Origin of the sequence: Sedimentibacter saalensis (genome assembly GCF_007830175.1) — a bacterium.
In the GTDB taxonomy this organism is placed as follows: domain Bacteria; phylum Bacillota; class Clostridia; order Tissierellales; family Sedimentibacteraceae; genus Sedimentibacter; species Sedimentibacter saalensis.
In genome coordinates, this window is the sequence record NZ_VLKH01000002.1 from 281,938 (window position 1) to 298,224 (window position 16,287).

The following is a 16,287-nucleotide window of genomic DNA, read 5'->3' on the forward strand; positions in this document are numbered from 1 at the left end:
AACCTTAATTGTAAGGCTAATTTATTATATGCTTGTATTATTTTTGTGTTACTGTATAAAAAATTCGCATTTTTAGTTCAAAATCATAGAAAATTAGAATTAGACAACCCTTTACATAATATACATGTACAAAGTAGGGGGTGTTGTATATGGTGTCAAAGCAAGAGTACAGGCTAGTTAATGCTTATGATAAATTAAAAGTTGAAAATGCACATAGATATCAAGAACAACTTTTGAAACTAAAAACTGAAGTTAAGCCTAAAGATTACCAAGGAATTGCAATGGACGGATACATTATCTTTGAAGGTGATTATAACCCCAATGCTATAGTTACATACAAAGTTCCTCGTAAAATAGATTACGAATTTGATAAGTTTCCAATGGAAATTCGTGAAGAGATACAAAGACTACAGGCTAAATATAATCTTACTAAGAAACAATTAAAGGAATTACGTAGCCAAATTCAAGAGCTAGATTTAAAGTGGGATAAACAAAATAAAACATTAATCAAGATAATCAATGGAATTAAGGAAAAAGAAAAAAATGATAAAAAGCTTGAATATTTTGATAAGCTATATTCAAAATTTTTTGAATCACTTTCAGATGATTTGGCTTCATATGATTTAGAAACCAAACTTGAAATTAAAAAAAAATTAATTAAATTAGTTCAACTAATAGAGGATACCATTAAGAATTACCTTTAATAAAAAAGTTCTTACACTGATTTATAAATATATTAATCTTAGCAAGAATAGCAAAATAGAGTCTCATCATCTATAAGAAATATAAGCAAAAAAGCTATAATTATTAATCTCTAACTTTTTTGCTTATATTATTCAGCCCTTAATGGTTACTATATTACAAAATCTGCATTTTGCGACATCAATTAGTTTCTATATTCATTAGCCATTTGTTACAAATGCTAAATAGCCTGACAACGAAGATATCTATGTCAGGCTAAAAAAGATAATTCATGTCCTTTTAATAGCTAATCTGGTTGTTAAAATCACTTCAAGAATTTACCATAGATATTTTTTCTATGATATTCTAAAGCAATTTTATCAGGATAAAACTTTTTATCTTCAGGTAATTTAATTTTTTGGCCATGAATTTCTTTAAGAATTTCATTATCTCTTAGTAATTCATGAACTTCTATTGTGAAGTTATTATTAATTGTGAACATTCCCCAATCAAATGCATAATGATAGTTCATATCAAGAGCAATGCCATTTATAGGATTACAGCTTCCTCCACAAGATTTAGGTATTATGTGGCACGCTTGTATATTTGAATAAGCGCTGTATGAAATGTTTTTACCTGATATAGCACACTTATTGTCATATGCAGCCAAAACTATTTTTTTAAATCTATAGTCTCTTTTATACTGTTTAATTTTTCGATTTACTGTATCAGGATCTAATTCTTGTAGATCAATGTTAATTAAGTAATCAATTAAATCAGCATGCTCATCTAAATTAAATGGCTTTTTAAAATCATCACTATTTGGTTCAGTTATTAAACTAGAATCAAGATGGTCATCATCTATTTCTTCTTCGCTAATAACGTCGTATAATACATCTACATTTATTTTATTAAGCGCTAACTCAGAAATTGGTGCTATCGCTGCTATGGATCTGCTACTACTAGCTTTATATTTTTGCGCTATAGAAACTAATATGTTATACTCCGTAGTACCTTGTCCGTAACGATAAAGATTATAATCCTGATTGTTATCCTTAACAATTAATACTATATCATCAGGATGCAAAAGGATTTCATCTCCGACCTTATTGCTTATGTAGAGTCTATATTCATCCCTGCCATTAGGATCATTTTCAACAATTTTGCTGTTATGATAAATAAATTCTACTTTTCTTTTTTCATTTTCTGGCTTAATAATTAATGAAATAGTAGCATTACTATTTAGTTCATTTTCTGATAATTCTGGAAACATAGTTATACATTCTTTAGGAACTAATACAAAAGAACCAGCTTTACCAGGAACACCATTTCTTATTCCTAGTTCATTACTTTTTACTAGTTTAAGAAAAAATACACCTTTGAATATTTCGCTATATTTATTTACAATTTCATCTTGTATTTTTTTCCTAGATCTTTTATAAACAAAATTAGGAATTCTCTCCTTACCATCATCAACTATCTTCAAAAGTTTGTTTGGTGATAATAACAAATCTGTAAGCTCAATTGATAATTTTGTATTACTTTCTAAGTCATCATTTAATGTTTTCTCCGTTTTTTGTAAAAGATTTGCTAAATGCGTTATTGTAAGTCCATATTTCTCATTAATAATATTAAATATGCTCATAAAAATTCTCCTTCTCTGGGCTATTCGCCATATTTTTGCTTTTTAACCGGTTATACTACGTATTATACAGCAATTCGAATTATATGTCAACACATTTATCTGGTATGAACGTAAAAAAAATAATAAAAATATACTTTTGTGCACTTTAAACAGCAACAGCAACTTAATAATTAATGAGATTTAAAATGTTATGTGTCAGATATTTAAAGGAGCAAGAAATTTATATAATTTCTTGCTCCTTTATTAAATCATATATTGCATTTGCTAACCTTAATGCAAATTTAGGTGGTACTGCATTGCCAATCATTTCATAATCTGCAGATAATAATCCCGAAAACTCAAAATCATCATCAAATGTTTGAATTCGTGCAGCTTCTCTTACTGTTATTGATCGAGCCTGCTTATAATCAGGGTGTATATGTCTTAAGCCATCCTTTTTCAAATGAGCAGGAATTGTATTACTAGGTTCATTCCACTTTAAAACATTATACTTATGAATATTAGATTTTTTCCCTGTTTTTTCGAAATATAATTTCTTTAAAGATTCTATATCGCTATATTTATTTTCACCGCTCTCAATATCAAACGCTAAAGTTCTAAATATTTCAATATCACGCTTATTATGATATCGTGGATAATGATCTTTAACTACTGTTTTATGTGGTGAATGTGAATATTTCTTCTTTTTTCCTTCAACAGTATATTCTTTATTCGAAGGAAATAACTTAGGAAGATCATAAATAGCATTCTTTACAGTAAGTATTTTGTTCCCTTTATATTTTGGTAGCAACCTCTGATAAAAATCAATTAAAATATTTTGCCTGTTCTCAGTAAAAACATCTTTATTTAACCCAACAAGTATGACCCTTTTTCTTTGTTGCGGTACAGAGTACTGTGAAAGATCAATTAATGCATACTTTCTAATATCATCAATTATTTCATATCCACTAATATTAAATTCATGTTTAATCTTGTCAATTATATTTATTTCATTTTGTGCTAAACAAAATGTGTCTTCATTGTTTTCAAGTGTATCAGTATTACTAATTTCATCATTGTATTTTAACTCTTGCGGTTTAGCAGAGAGAATCCCTTCAACATTTTCAAATACAATTACTTTTGGTTTAAATTCATCAACAATTTTTAAATAGCTCTCAAACAAGTAATTTCTATAATCATTCTTCATTCCGTCTTTGTCTTGTATTCTACCTGCAATGGAATAAGCCTGACACGGAGGCCCTCCAACTATTAGATCAACTATTTTATCGTCAATTATACTTTTTAACCCTACACTATTGACATATTCTATATCATTATTCCAACCATTTAGTAATTCATCAGTTCTTTGAATATCAAAACGCAAAGAGATTTCATCTGCATTTTGATAATTATATTTTGTCTTAAGCCTTTCTATTAATACTTCAATTGGTTTCTTATTCCATTCAACACATGCTAAGGTTCTATAATATCCTGATTGTTCAAATCCATCAAGTAATCCTCCACAGCCAGCAAAAAGTTCTATAGTATTTAACTTTTTATTCATTTTTCTCACCTAATTGCAAATATTTTTTCAGTTGAACTGCTATACTATATGCTAATAAAGGTGGTACCGCATTGCCTACTTGTCTATTTTGTTGTGTCTTATTTCCCCAAAATATAAAACTATCAGGAAATGATTGTAGCCTAGCATTTTCCCTAATTGTAGGAACTCTATTATATTTGTAGTGAAAGTGATTTCTATGCCCTGTATCAATGGTTCGTGATGGTTTATTTGAAGCATATCTTGTCCATGCTTCATTAAATTTCCTGCTCTCTCCATAGCCTTTTGGTAAATCTTTATAATTTCCGCCATCTGGAACTAATTCTATTGTTGATTTTACCATATCAGTATGATTTGTTGCGACATGATTATATAACTTTTCACAATTAATTCTCATAAATCTTTGATAATCCGTTTGTGGATTCATAATATATTCATCAATTTCACTGCCAAGTTCAGATTCTCTACTAGGCAAATCACTTATAGCGTCGCTACATGAAATATAATTTGACGATGAATGTGTTGGAACAGGAAATGAAAACTCCTCTCCTTTACTTTCATATACATCATTTCTTATACCTACAAAAAACATCCTTTTTCTCATTTGAGGTACTCCATAATCTGCTGCTAATAAAGGTTTTGGCGTAACACTTACTTTATACCCCATATCAGTAAACGTATTGACTATTTGATCTTTAACAACACCACCATACAAAGTTGCTATTCCATGAACATTTTCTATTAAAAATGATTTTGGCCTTACTAATCTAATAACTTTAACCATAGCTAAATAAAGTTTATTTCTAGAATCATTTATATCTCTAGAACCTGTTAAAGAGAACCCTTGACAAGGTGGTCCGCCTATGATAACATCAATATTTTTTATTGTTCCTATTTTTTTATCTATAACATCTTTTATTTCGTTAATTGCTTCATCAGTAAACAGGTCAGCTTTTAATGGTATTGCTTCTTGATGATTAATTTCATATGTTTTTAAGGCTGCTTCATCATTGTCCACTCCTAAAACAACATCATATCCAGCGTTAATAAAACCTAGTGATAAGCCTCCGCATCCACAAAACATATCTAATACTTTTGGTTTATCCATTTATTTCTTCCTCCATTACTTGTTTATTTCAATAATAATTACATGACTATTTAATTAATATTTCGACATTTTACAGCATAATTATATTATCATTAAACTATATAAAAAACAATATTTTTTTAGTTTTTTTACGAACAATTGTTCTAATAGTACTATTCCATTTTCTACATATTCAAAAATATATACCTCCTTACTAATTTCATTTAGTCACTTTTATACAACATGCATAAAAATAAGAGTGGTATAACCACTCTCATATGTTTAATTAATTCATACTAATTTTATAACCACTTTAATTTTGTCGTGGTTTTGAATGATGGAGGCGGTGGGAGTCGAACCCACGTCCGAAAATATTTCCACAAGACTTTCTCCGAGTGCAGACGATAATTTTTGTTTCGCCTTTACTATCGCCTATCGTCAGGCTATAGTATCAGCTATCTTCGATTATTCCACCTAAGGTCGAAGCCCCCTTAAGCAGTTCCCTGATTTAAATGATGCCCCGTTTTAGCCTACAGGCCGGCTAAGCGGAACAAGCGAGCAGCTTACGCTGCGAATGCTAAATTATTATTTTCTTTTGCGTTTATATTTTGTTGCAACTTTTTACGTTGTTTTGCGGCAACGACTCGCTTATCTTCCTTCTATACCCCCGTCGAAACCATTTACGCCCCCGTAAATGTTAATCGTCCTGTCTTTGTATTCTTCTTTCTGCATCCTTTTTGGCAAGATCCTGACGTTTGTCATAATTCTTCTTACCTTTGGCTACAGCTAGTTCCATTTTTACAAGACCATTTTTGAGATATAAGCTTAAGGGTATTAATGAATAGCCTTTCAATGTTGCCAATCCCAGCAATTTCCTTATTTCCCTCTTGTTCAGAAGAAGTTTTCTGGGCCTCAGGGGATCAACATTGTAAATGTTGCCTTGCTCATAAGGACTTATATGCATGTTCAAGACATAAGCTTCACCATCTTTTATGTTTACATAACTATCTTTTAGGTTAACCTTTCCCTGTCTTATTGATTTAACTTCAGTTCCAACAAGGACTATTCCTGCTTCATATTTGTCTTCTATGAAATATTCGTGATATGCTTTTCTGTTGCTTGCAACATTTTTTGTGTTTTCAGCCATTTTCATCACCTACCATTAACGTAGGATGATTATAACATTAAAAATTTGCATTGTCAAATAGCAGTTATTTTACAACACTTGAAATATACGTAAATTTTAAATTAAAATTTTCAAATTGTTATTATTAAACATTTAAACAAACAATTAATGATTATATTGTTGTTCAAAAATGCAATAATATTACTGAAACATATAATTTTTATTTAAATATGCCACTAAAAAGATATGGAAAGGACTGATATTGTGATAAATCATAATACGAGAAACAATATTTTTGTTAATGTGATTTCTCAGCCAGGACATGTAAAATCATTGACCAAAAGACCTGTGGGCACGGCTGATACTAATCATTTTTGTGTCTTTAACAATCAAAGCCACGCTGTTGGCTCAGTCATCAAAGGTTCAGACGGCTCAAATTACGTCTGCACTGAAGATGGCTCATGGCAGTATGAAGATTAAAAATTTATGGTTTTATTATGGCATTGCAAATATTGCAGTGCCTTTTTCATTTACGTAATTTCAAATATCACCATAATTGATTTAATCTCATATACTGTATTATCTTATGGAAAGATGGAGTGAATATGTATAACTATATGTATAGAAACAAACCAAGATTCGACGGTAATTTATATAATCAAAATATATATTGCACCCAGGAAACACCTCAAGAAAATAATAATACTTTAATTTACCCGGATAAAATGAATTATGTAGTTGATGTTCCCATCAATCTGGCTAAATCTCTGGAAGGAAAATATTTTATAGGCTTCGCTGATTATCTTTCCTTTGGAGAAGGAACCAATACATGGGCTAGGTTGTATAATCCTCCTGACTCAGGTGTAAATCTTCATGTGACAGTATGGACAGTAAGTGACATAGCATCATCATATACAGCTCAAATATGGTTTAATACCAATGCACCAGGTTTAGTAGAAAATTCCAGAAACATAACTCCTGCCAATACGGCAATGGTACCACTGCCAATGCCTAAAATCAGACTTCAGTATACAAACAGCACAAGAGGAATTCCTTCGGGAGGAGTGCTTGCATTCTTAAGAAGAGGTCAGCCTGGAACAACACTGGTTGATGATGAACAGGGAAAATTTATTTTTCCTCCTGGGGGTTCATTTACAATTTTTCTTTCAAATCCTCAAACTCCAAGTCAGTTTGCTTCAGCAAGTATTGCTTTTGGATGGTGGGAAGAACCAAGATAAAATCCCTGATATATTCAGGGATTTTGCTATAATATATTTTGAAATTATGTACCCGACTAAATAAACTCAATTTTCTCTCTTGTTCTTCATGTTATAAATTACCCTAATTAAATCGCTGAATACCCCGTAAGCTGTCTGTTCAATTTCAGGATCATGCTCAACTATTGATATTGTGCCCATTAAATCAGTGGTAATTGTCACTACTGACGATGTGCCCGTTATACCTGCCAAAAGTGATCCTTTTGGAAATTCCTGAGGACTTACTCTCCCTACTACTTTGCCGTTTTCAATTCCTCCGTAACAAAGAAGTTTAATTGTATTTCCTTTTCTTTCTGCATCCATTATTTGTTCATATGTAATGTCTTCAATTCCTTTTCGCTCAACATCATATGGAGTGATGTCAGCATCCATGAGCACATTTAAAAGTGCCGCAGTTTTAGCAGCTGCATCCCATCCCTCAATGTCCATTGAAGGATCTGCTTCCACAAATCCCCTTGCCTTTCCTTCTTCTATAACATCATCGTATTTCTTTCCTTTTGCAAGTTCCTCAAGCACAAAATTTGTAGTGGAATTTAAAATTCCCTTCACCTCTGTAACCCTGCACATTTTCAATGTTTCATCTACCAGATTAAATACTGGTGTACCGTCCATGACTGTTGTTTCAAAATAAAATAAAACTCCTTGTTTTTCAGCCAGATTCCTTAAAGATTTATATGACCATGCAATAGGTCCTTTGTTTGCGCTAATTGCATGTTTCTGGCGGTTTAAAGCTGTTTTAATATGGTCAATTGCAGGCTGACCTGAAAAAATCTTTAGTGGAGTTAACTCCATGATTACGTCATAATCGACAATCTCCGCTATTTCCATTGAGTTTAGGTTTGAAAAATCCTTGCTGTTTTCATCAAACTTATGAAAATTAATCATATCATTGCAAGCTTTTTCAAGATCTATTCCGTTTTCGTTCACAAGGCATCCCCTGCTTCCTGTAGACACAGCTACAACCTTTACATCACATCCGTATTCTTTCATTATTTCTGTTCGTTTTTCATTTAAAAGTTTTGCAAACGCCTGACCTACATTTCCAAATCCAAGAATTGCCACTTTAATTGTCTGATTAATCATAGATACTCCTCCGATATTTTTTAACTATCTTTTAGTATTGCAACTGATATTTCATTTTTACTGTTGTTTGAAACTCTATAATTCTTATATAAAAACTATAACAGAATAAAAATTCAGTGTCAACTTATGCCAATAAGCTTAAAACATTCAAACATTTAGAATAAATTTCTTAATATGCTTCATATGACCTTGCCTGCACTGACTTACCATTGATTACTTGTTACATTTACATTACAATTTTTATTGCCGAATCTCATAAAGAGTACCGGGGATAATATCGGGGTGAAGCCTATTAGGCGGGGTACCTCAACCCTAATCCGTCAACTAACCTGGAAGGCTAAGGAGGATAAAATGAAAAAAAATACTATCAAATCAATTCTATTGACCACCAGTCTTACTATTGGCATATCGTTTTCTGTATCAGGCGATGCATATGCAGCAACCTACAAAACTGTCAGCGGTGATTCACTTTACAAAATCAGCCGTCTTTTCAACACAACAGTAGGAAATTTAATGGATGACAACAATCTTAGAAACTATAATTTGAGCATTGGACAAGAACTATACGTTCCCTGCCAAATTTATTCTGTTCAAAAAGGTGACACGCTGTATTTGATTTCCCAAAAATTTAATATTGAATTATCGGACTTGAGAAGAGCAAACAACATTTACACAAATTACATAGACATAGGACAAGTCCTTAACATTCCAAAGACATTTGCAAAGACTGCTGCAGAACCTGCAGCCCAGCAAAATCCTGCTCCGGCAGTAGTTCCAGTTGCAGAAACTCCAAATGCTGTAGTTCAACCAGTTGAAGCAGTTCCGGAGACTAAAGTTGAAACTGTCTCATATACAGCTGAAGACCTTGATATTTTGTCAAGATTGATTATGGCAGAAGCCCAGGGACAGCCTTACGAAGCTCAGGTTGCTGTTGGCGCTGTTGTAATGAACAGAGTCCAAAGCAATCTATGGCCAAACACAATAAAAGATGTGGTGTACCATTATATAGGCGGATATTACCAGTTCACACCAGTGCAAACTGGCTGGATCAATAACCCTGCAAACGCACAAGCCATACAGGCCGCAAAGGAAGCATTAAACGGAGCTGACCCCACAAACGGAGCCATGTTTTATTATGACAACACAACAACGAACCAGTGGATACTTTCAAAGCAAGTGGCTTTCAGGTCAGGAGCAATGATATACGCATACTAATCATCTGAATGAAACTATTGTAACAAAAATGCCATTACTTCTATGGTAATGGCATTACAATTTATTACTTAAATATTTCAAATCCGAAAACATCCAGGCTTTTAAAGATTCCAAACAAACTGCTGAATCTGATATGAATGTAGTTTTCCTTGGGCATAAGATTTTTGGATAAATATATCTTAACCGCATCCTCATCATATAAATCAAATCCATCTTTCATTACCGGTTCACCTAACCGTACTCTTGGAAGGGCTGCAGACGTTCATCCGCATCCGCTTTTAACTCTTTCAATTGTTACAGTACCGCCATTTTTCATAATATGCTCCCTGGCCTTGGGGTCCAGAATTATATTTGCCATAGTCCTCTCCTTGATAGATTATTATATTATACCAGACTTCTAGTAAGAGAAACATACTGTCATACTGTGTTCATATAAGATCTAGTGTACTTCCATTATTAAAAATGTAGCATCATCCATTAATTTATTTTCTTTACCTATGTGTGAAAACAAGTTTTGTTTTACAATGTTTTTAAGATCAACAGCCCCAAGTGCTGTGTTAAGTTTTAAAAAGTCCTTTATATTCTGCTGTCCGTAAATTTCTCCATCGTTGTTCTTTGCTTCAACCAATCCATCAGTGTAAAACAAAATTTTGTCCCCTGGTTCAAGATTAACTGTGCTGTCTTCGAAAAACGGCATGAAGTATTCACCTAGCTTGCATATGGGAAATCCACTGCTGTTTAGTTCAATAATTTCACCGTTGTTCTTTATGACAAGAGGTGGTTCATTAAGCCCTCCTGAAGCATAAGTGAAACATCCGGAACTTGTATTGTATACTCCATAAAGCATAACAAGGTATGCTTCTGTATTGAAATTTGTTTTGTTAAATGACTTGTACATTTTTTTAAGTACAAATCCGGGAGTTATTATTTCCAAATTTTCAGTTTCGTCGTTTGTGTATACAATATTCTGGTTGGCAAACACCGTAAGCATAGCTGCCGAAACACCATGTCCGGAAACATCTCCAATATAGACAGCAATGTTATTTTCATCAAGTTTAATGACATTGTAAAAGTCTCCGCTTAATCGCTCGGCAGGAAGGTATTCAGCTTGAAATGAAACTTTCATGTCCTTTGGCATCTGTGATGGAAGCATGGAACGCTGCATTTCTCTGGCATACTCTAAATCAGTCATCAGTGTCTGGTTTATTTCCTCAAGCTTTTCAGTTCTTTGCTTTACAAGATAATTTAGATTTTCAGAATATCTTTTCAGCTCGTTTTTGGTTTTTTTCAGTTCGCGATATGGGATGCTTACATTTTCTGCATAAATTACTTTAAACAAAATAAAGTAAGCTACTATCTTGTAAATATGTCCAAGATAATTGAATGCATCATATACGCTTCCATAGCTTATGAAAGCAAATTCACTGAAAATTGATACCAAAAGTGATATCATAAAAAGATATTCCTGACTGGATTTTTCATGTTTGTAGTCAGCTGCATTTTTTAAGAATGTGATTCCCATTATGAATACTATGAAATATTCGGTGACTATTTTTGCTGTAGTCAGGCCTTTGCCTTCCACATACATGACTGGAAATACATGTGGATAATATGTTGCTATTATAAGCAAAACAATGACAAGAATAATTGTCGGGGCTACAAAAATCCATTTATTATACCTGCACTTTACATTAAGCGGAATTGTTACTGCTTCTAGAAATCCAATACTTCCAATAAGCCTTGAAAAAATCCAGAACGTAGTGGCTCTGTTTGCGCCGTCGTTCGAAATAAAAAAGTCAGCCATTCCTTTATAGCTTAATGTGTGAAATGTATCAAGGCATCCCATTGCAAGGAATGTACAGCCAAGCAGTATCATTCGGAGACTGCCGGATTCATCATAAACGTGATATGTTACAAGAAATATTGAAAAAGCTGCCAGTATGCTTGCAAATTCAAACAGGCTGTGCCATGTGAGATATGTGGCCACAGACATAACTTCCTCAAAAAAAGTATTATAATATGCCGCTGAACCAAAAAGAAGCAGCGAAACAATGAAAACAATGATTATTTTGTCGTATCTCTTGAAATTTTCTAATATATTTTTAGTCTCCATAACCATAGCCCTCAAAATCTTACTATATTTTAAAATTATAAAATTATATTTACAAATATTTTATCTCAAATTCCGACGTTTTTCAACAAAAATAAAAAGGAACGCGTATCAGCTTCAAGCGTTCCTTTAATAATCTTTTTTTGGGTTACATAATATTATTTTATGTTCCGCAATAAGTTTTATAACATTTGTTTTTTTCTTTTGGAAGTTCTGTGTATTCTAATTGATCATCTGTATATGCATATGGTTTTGAAAGAACATTTATTAATCTTTCCATTACACTGTAATCTCCATTATTTACTGCTGCATTCAGTGCTTCTTCGACCCTGTGATTTCTTGGTATAACGGAAGGATTCGAGTTTTTCATAAGATCATTAGATTCATCAGTAATTTCCTTCTGTCTTGAGAGCCTTGACTTATATCTTTCAAGCCAGGTTGAAAAGTCTTTAGTTCCGGACATGGCTGTTTTCTCATATCTTTCAAGTGTCAACAATCTGAATGTATTTGTAAAATCGCCATGATATCTGTACATTATATCAAGGAGTTCATTGATCAGAGTTTCATCCTCTTTTTCTTCATTGAAAATTCCGAGCTTTGCCCGCATTCCTGTCAACCAGCTACTGTTGAAAATATTGCTGAATTCTTTTACTGCATCCGTTGCCATTATAACTGACTGTTCTTTATTTTCATGAATAAGAGGCAGCAATGTTTCTGCAAATCTTGAAAGGTTCCATTCTGCAATTCTAGGCTGATTGCCATACGCATATCGTCCATTTCTGTCAATGGAGCTGAATACAGTTTCAGGATCATAGTCATCCATAAAAGCACAGGGACCGTAATCAATGGTTTCTCCGCTTATGGCCATGTTGTCCGTGTTCATAACACCATGTATGAATCCTGTAAGCTGCCATTTTGAAATTAGCATTGCCTGACGTTTAATTACTTCTTTAAGAAAAGAAAGATATTTGTTGTCATCATTTTCTACAAAAGAATAATGACGCTTTATTGAATAATCTGCAAGTGCTCTTAAATCATCAACTGTTCCCCAATTTGCAGCATATTGAAATGTACCAACCCGTATGTGGCTTAATGCAACACGCGTTAAAATTGCTCCTTCCAATGGAGAGTCACGATAAACTTTCTCTCCTGTTGTTACAACCGCAAGACTTCTTGTAGTTTCAATACCAAGAGCATGCATTGCTTCGCTCATGATATACTCTCTGAGCATTGGACCAAGAGCTGCCCTGCCGTCTCCGTTTCTTGAGTATGGTGTTTCACCGGAACCCTTGAGCTGAATATCTGTCCTTTCTGACCTTGGAGTGATGTGTTCTCCCAAAAGAACTGCGCGACCGTCTCCAAGCATTGTAAAATATCCGAACTGATGTCCTGCATAAGCCTGAGCAATAGGTGTTGATCCTTCAGGCAAAAGATTACCTGAAAAAATTTCTATTCCACTTTTGCTTCTGAGCATTGTTAAATCAAGTCCCAGAGATCTGGCCAGAGGATAATTAAGAACAACTAATTCAGGCGATTTTGACTGTGTTGGTTTTTGGTGAGTATAAAACTTCTCAGGCAAACGAGCATAACTATTGTCAAAATTCCATCCTGTTAATGTATTTCTGTCAGTCATTTAGTCTCCTTTATTATATTTAAAAATTATATAAGCCATTCACCGAGAAGCGAACCCATGAGTGCCACAGCTGCTTTTGCTGTCTGGTTATTGTTGTCGATAATCGGATTTACCTCTACGAATTCAGCGCTTACAAGCTTTTCTGACAATGCTATCATTTCCAGAGCCAAATGGCTCTCACGATATGTAAGTCCTCCCGGAACTCTTGTTCCTGTTCCAGGAGCATAAATTGGATCCATGCTGTCCATATCAAAACTCACATGAATTCCGTCTGTTCCATCCCCTGCTATTTTAATTGCACGTTCAATGACTTCAGTCATGCCAAGGCGGTCGATTTCATGCATTGTAAACACTGTTACCCCGAGATCTTTAAGAACCTTTCTTTCACCGGCATCAAGATCCCTGCTTCCTATGAATACAAATTTATCAGTTTGAAGCTTATTATCTTTTCCTCCTATTCCTGTTAATCTTTCATGTCCATAGCCCATGCTTACTGCCACAGGCATTCCATGTATATTTCCGGAAGGAGATGTTTCTTCGGTGTTTATATCACCATGAGCATCGAACCATATTACTCCAAGATTTTTCTTATGCTGCAATACTCCTGCTATTGTTCCTATTGCAATGCTGTGGTCTCCACCCATAACCAATGGGAATCTTCCCTCTTGCATAACTTCTGCTACCTTGCTGCACAGTTCTGTGTTAACTCTTACAACTTCATCAAGATTATTTAGCTTTATTCCATCTGTTTTTGGACTGATGGGTTTATTGGCCATTATGTTTCCTTCGTCCTTCACTTCGTACCCAAGTCCTGTTAGTTTGTCAATGGCTCCGGCATATCTTATGGCAGACGGTCCAAGACTAACACCGGGAGTTCCAGCTCCAAGATCAATTGCCACTCCTATTAATGATAATTTTGCATTTATTGATGATTTCATATTTCCTCCTAAGTACATAATATTATTTATTTATAATTACATAGCATATTAACAAACTCATTGTTAGTATTTTGATTTTGACTCATAATATTCAATTATTGATGCAACATTACATTGTTAAATATCTTGTTCAATGAAATTCTTTAACCCTCCTTTTTTAAATATCTTTTTATTCCTTATACCTTGAACTTTAAATTTTAAACATAATGTTATATTGCAAAATTTAAATATATCAAACTTAATGCTTAATGTCAAAAAATAAGGGTATATAAAAAAAAAATGACTCATTAGGAGGAATTCATATGTCAGAACAAAATGATATCATTGAAATCGGTGAAATAAAAATATCAGATGATGTGGTTATAACTATGGCCGGAATAGCAACAAGCAATGTGAAAGGAGTTTATTCAGCTCAATCAGAAGGTTTAGGCAATCTTTTTTCCAAAAATTCAATAAAAAAAGGAATAAAGGTTGAAATTAACAATGATACGGTTACATTGGACATTAATATAAATGTTGAATATGGCTTAAACATTGCCGAAATTTCTAAAGAAGTACAAGCCTCTGTAAAAAATGAAATAGAATCAATGACAGACCTAACTGTATCTGCAGTTAATGTAAATGTAATAAACATCATACTTGAAAAAGATAAACAGTAAAACAGTGCCGGAATATTCCGGCACTGTTTATGAAAATATTTATTTATATAAGCTTTACAACATGTTCTTCTAGCTCTTCAGGTGTAACAGTTGGTGCAAATCTAGCTGCAACATTTCCATTTCTGTCTATAAGGAATTTTGTAAAATTCCATTTAATTTCATTTTTTTCTGTAGAAAAAATACCTTTTAATTTAATAAGCAAATCAGCCATTTTGCCATTGTCTACATCAACAGGCGCTTCTTCCTTTAAAAACTTATACAATGGATCGGCACTTTCACCGTTAACATCTATTTTAGCAAATGTCTCAAAATCTGTTCCGAAGTTCAATTTGCAGAAATTAACTATTTCTTCATTTGTTCCGGGAGCCTGGTTTAAAAACTGATTGCATGGAAAATCTAAAATTTCAAAGCCATCATTTTTGAACTTTGAATAAAGCTTTTCAAGACCTTCATATTGAGGTGTAAAACCGCATCCTGTGGCAGTATTAACAATAAGCAATACTTTACCTTCATATTCCTTTAAAGATACTTCACTTCCATCAACTTTTTTTACACTGTAATCATATACTTTCATAATTTTCTATCTCCTCAAATTAATATTATATTTTGCCACTTAATATATATTTTATATATTGCGTCAAATTAAATTGTACTCAATGTTTATAAATAGATTGTGCACAATTTAAATTAATATGTCAAGATATTATTTGACTTTTTATAATTAATTGTGTACAATTCAATTGTGTTGTAAAGGAGAATAATTATGGATAATAATATTAACAATGATAATTATGAAATGCTTAAATTGGACAATCAGCTTTGTTTTTCACTATATGTATGTTCAAAGGAAATAATAAAGAAATATAAACCACTGCTGGACCCTCTCGGATTGACATATACAAGTTATATAACACTTTTGGCATTGTGGGAAGAAGACAATATAAATGTAAAAGATTTAGGCAAAAAACTTTATCTTGACTCAGGAACTCTTACTCCCATATTAAAAAAACTTGAATCCCAAAATTTTATAACCAGGACTCGCTCAGCTGAAGATGAAAGAAGCGTAAATATATCCCTCACCAAAGAAGGAATTTCTTTAAAAGAAAAAGCTAAAAATGTTTACAGTGAACTTGCATGTTCACTATTTAATAACTCAGATGAACTTTCCTCAGGCATGGAATTACTGAATTCTCTTCACAAACTAATGAATTCATTCAATCAAAACTCTGTGTAAAAATGCCTTGAACTTTTTAACTTTAAAAAGCTGCCGCCCTTTGTCACGGGGCAAGCAGC

The 16,287-nt window shown here is 33.0% G+C and carries 16 protein-coding genes, 1 other RNA gene and 1 riboswitch; of the genes, 6 read left to right on the plus strand and 11 right to left on the minus strand.

Annotation, left to right across the window (positions count from 1 at the left end; genetic code table 11):
- Positions 1–149: 149 nt before the first annotated feature.
- Entirely contained in the window at positions 150–704 is a 555-nt protein-coding gene (locus tag LY60_RS04225) for a hypothetical protein (protein ID WP_145080443.1), read from the plus strand.
- 302 nt (positions 705–1,006) lie between these two features.
- Here the strand turns inward: LY60_RS04225 and LY60_RS04230 are convergent, their stop codons facing one another.
- From LY60_RS04230 to smpB, 5 genes are all read right to left on the minus strand, one after another.
- A complete protein-coding gene (locus LY60_RS04230; RefSeq protein WP_145080446.1) occupies positions 1,007–2,326 on the minus strand; it encodes an HNH endonuclease in 1,320 nt (439 codons plus the stop codon).
- Between the two features lie 220 nt (positions 2,327–2,546).
- The gene (locus LY60_RS04235) at positions 2,547–3,869 is read right to left on the minus strand and encodes a DNA cytosine methyltransferase (RefSeq protein WP_145080449.1); all 1,323 of its coding nucleotides are present in this window, start codon (positions 3,867–3,869) and stop codon (positions 2,547–2,549) included.
- Positions 3,862–4,974, minus strand: a complete 1,113-nt coding sequence (locus tag LY60_RS04240; RefSeq protein WP_145080452.1) for a DNA cytosine methyltransferase — start codon at positions 4,972–4,974, stop codon at positions 3,862–3,864. The genes LY60_RS04235 and LY60_RS04240 overlap by 8 nt, the downstream gene beginning before the upstream one ends.
- A gap of 314 nt (positions 4,975–5,288) precedes the next feature.
- Positions 5,289–5,643: a transfer-messenger RNA gene (gene ssrA / locus LY60_RS04245) on the minus strand.
- Between the two features lie 7 nt (positions 5,644–5,650).
- Positions 5,651–6,100, minus strand: coding sequence for an SsrA-binding protein SmpB (smpB, locus tag LY60_RS04250; protein ID WP_145080455.1), 450 nt, complete (start codon positions 6,098–6,100; stop codon positions 5,651–5,653).
- A gap of 243 nt (positions 6,101–6,343) precedes the next feature.
- Between smpB and LY60_RS04255 the strand changes: the two genes are divergently transcribed.
- Both LY60_RS04255 and LY60_RS04260 read left to right on the plus strand, forming a co-directional pair.
- Positions 6,344–6,559, plus strand: coding sequence for a hypothetical protein (locus LY60_RS04255; RefSeq protein ID WP_083851357.1), 216 nt, complete (start codon positions 6,344–6,346; stop codon positions 6,557–6,559).
- 137 nt (positions 6,560–6,696) lie between these two features.
- Positions 6,697–7,317: a DUF6143 family protein gene (locus LY60_RS04260; protein WP_281291814.1), complete on the plus strand. Its 621-nt coding sequence runs from the start codon at positions 6,697–6,699 to the stop codon at positions 7,315–7,317.
- 66 nt (positions 7,318–7,383) lie between these two features.
- Here the strand turns inward: LY60_RS04260 and LY60_RS04265 are convergent, their stop codons facing one another.
- On the minus strand, positions 7,384–8,439 hold the full coding sequence (locus LY60_RS04265; protein WP_145080464.1) for a homoserine dehydrogenase: 1,056 nt from the start codon (positions 8,437–8,439) through the stop codon (positions 7,384–7,386).
- A 234-nt stretch (positions 8,440–8,673) separates the two neighbouring features.
- Positions 8,674–8,793, plus strand: a riboswitch (cyclic di-AMP (ydaO/yuaA leader).
- On the opposite strand from LY60_RS04265, the gene LY60_RS04270 reads away from it, so the two are divergent.
- Positions 8,791–9,654, plus strand: coding sequence for a LysM peptidoglycan-binding domain-containing protein (locus LY60_RS04270; RefSeq protein ID WP_145080468.1), 864 nt, complete (start codon positions 8,791–8,793; stop codon positions 9,652–9,654). It overlaps the preceding riboswitch by 3 nt.
- A gap of 64 nt (positions 9,655–9,718) precedes the next feature.
- Here the strand turns inward: LY60_RS04270 and LY60_RS17975 are convergent, their stop codons facing one another.
- The 4 genes from LY60_RS17975 to rocF form a co-directional block, all read right to left on the minus strand.
- A complete protein-coding gene (locus tag LY60_RS17975; RefSeq protein ID WP_170226100.1) occupies positions 9,719–9,874 on the minus strand; it encodes a hypothetical protein in 156 nt (51 codons plus the stop codon).
- 219 nt (positions 9,875–10,093) lie between these two features.
- Entirely contained in the window at positions 10,094–11,767 is a 1,674-nt protein-coding gene (locus tag LY60_RS04275) for an MASE3 domain-containing protein (RefSeq protein WP_170226101.1), read from the minus strand.
- Positions 11,768–11,927: 160 nt separating this feature from the next.
- Positions 11,928–13,397 carry a protein adenylyltransferase SelO gene (locus LY60_RS04280; protein ID WP_145080474.1) on the minus strand — a complete coding sequence of 490 codons (1,470 nt, stop codon included), beginning with the start codon at positions 13,395–13,397 and terminating at the stop codon, positions 11,928–11,930.
- 26 nt (positions 13,398–13,423) lie between these two features.
- Complete coding sequence (gene rocF, locus LY60_RS04285) at positions 13,424–14,335, minus strand: arginase (RefSeq protein WP_145080477.1); 912 nt, start codon at positions 14,333–14,335, stop codon at positions 13,424–13,426.
- 302 nt (positions 14,336–14,637) lie between these two features.
- Here rocF and LY60_RS04290 point away from each other — a divergent pair, with 302 nt between their 5' ends.
- On the plus strand, positions 14,638–14,994 hold the full coding sequence (locus tag LY60_RS04290) for an Asp23/Gls24 family envelope stress response protein (RefSeq protein WP_145080480.1): 357 nt from the start codon (positions 14,638–14,640) through the stop codon (positions 14,992–14,994).
- A gap of 43 nt (positions 14,995–15,037) precedes the next feature.
- Here LY60_RS04290 and LY60_RS04295 read toward each other — a convergent pair whose 3' ends face one another.
- Positions 15,038–15,568 (minus strand): glutathione peroxidase, encoded by a 531-nt coding sequence (locus LY60_RS04295; protein WP_145080482.1) that lies wholly within the window; start codon positions 15,566–15,568, stop codon positions 15,038–15,040.
- A gap of 189 nt (positions 15,569–15,757) precedes the next feature.
- Here LY60_RS04295 and LY60_RS04300 point away from each other — a divergent pair, with 189 nt between their 5' ends.
- Positions 15,758–16,228 carry a MarR family winged helix-turn-helix transcriptional regulator gene (locus LY60_RS04300; RefSeq protein WP_145080484.1) on the plus strand — a complete coding sequence of 157 codons (471 nt, stop codon included), beginning with the start codon at positions 15,758–15,760 and terminating at the stop codon, positions 16,226–16,228.
- Positions 16,229–16,287: the final 59 nt, after the last annotated feature.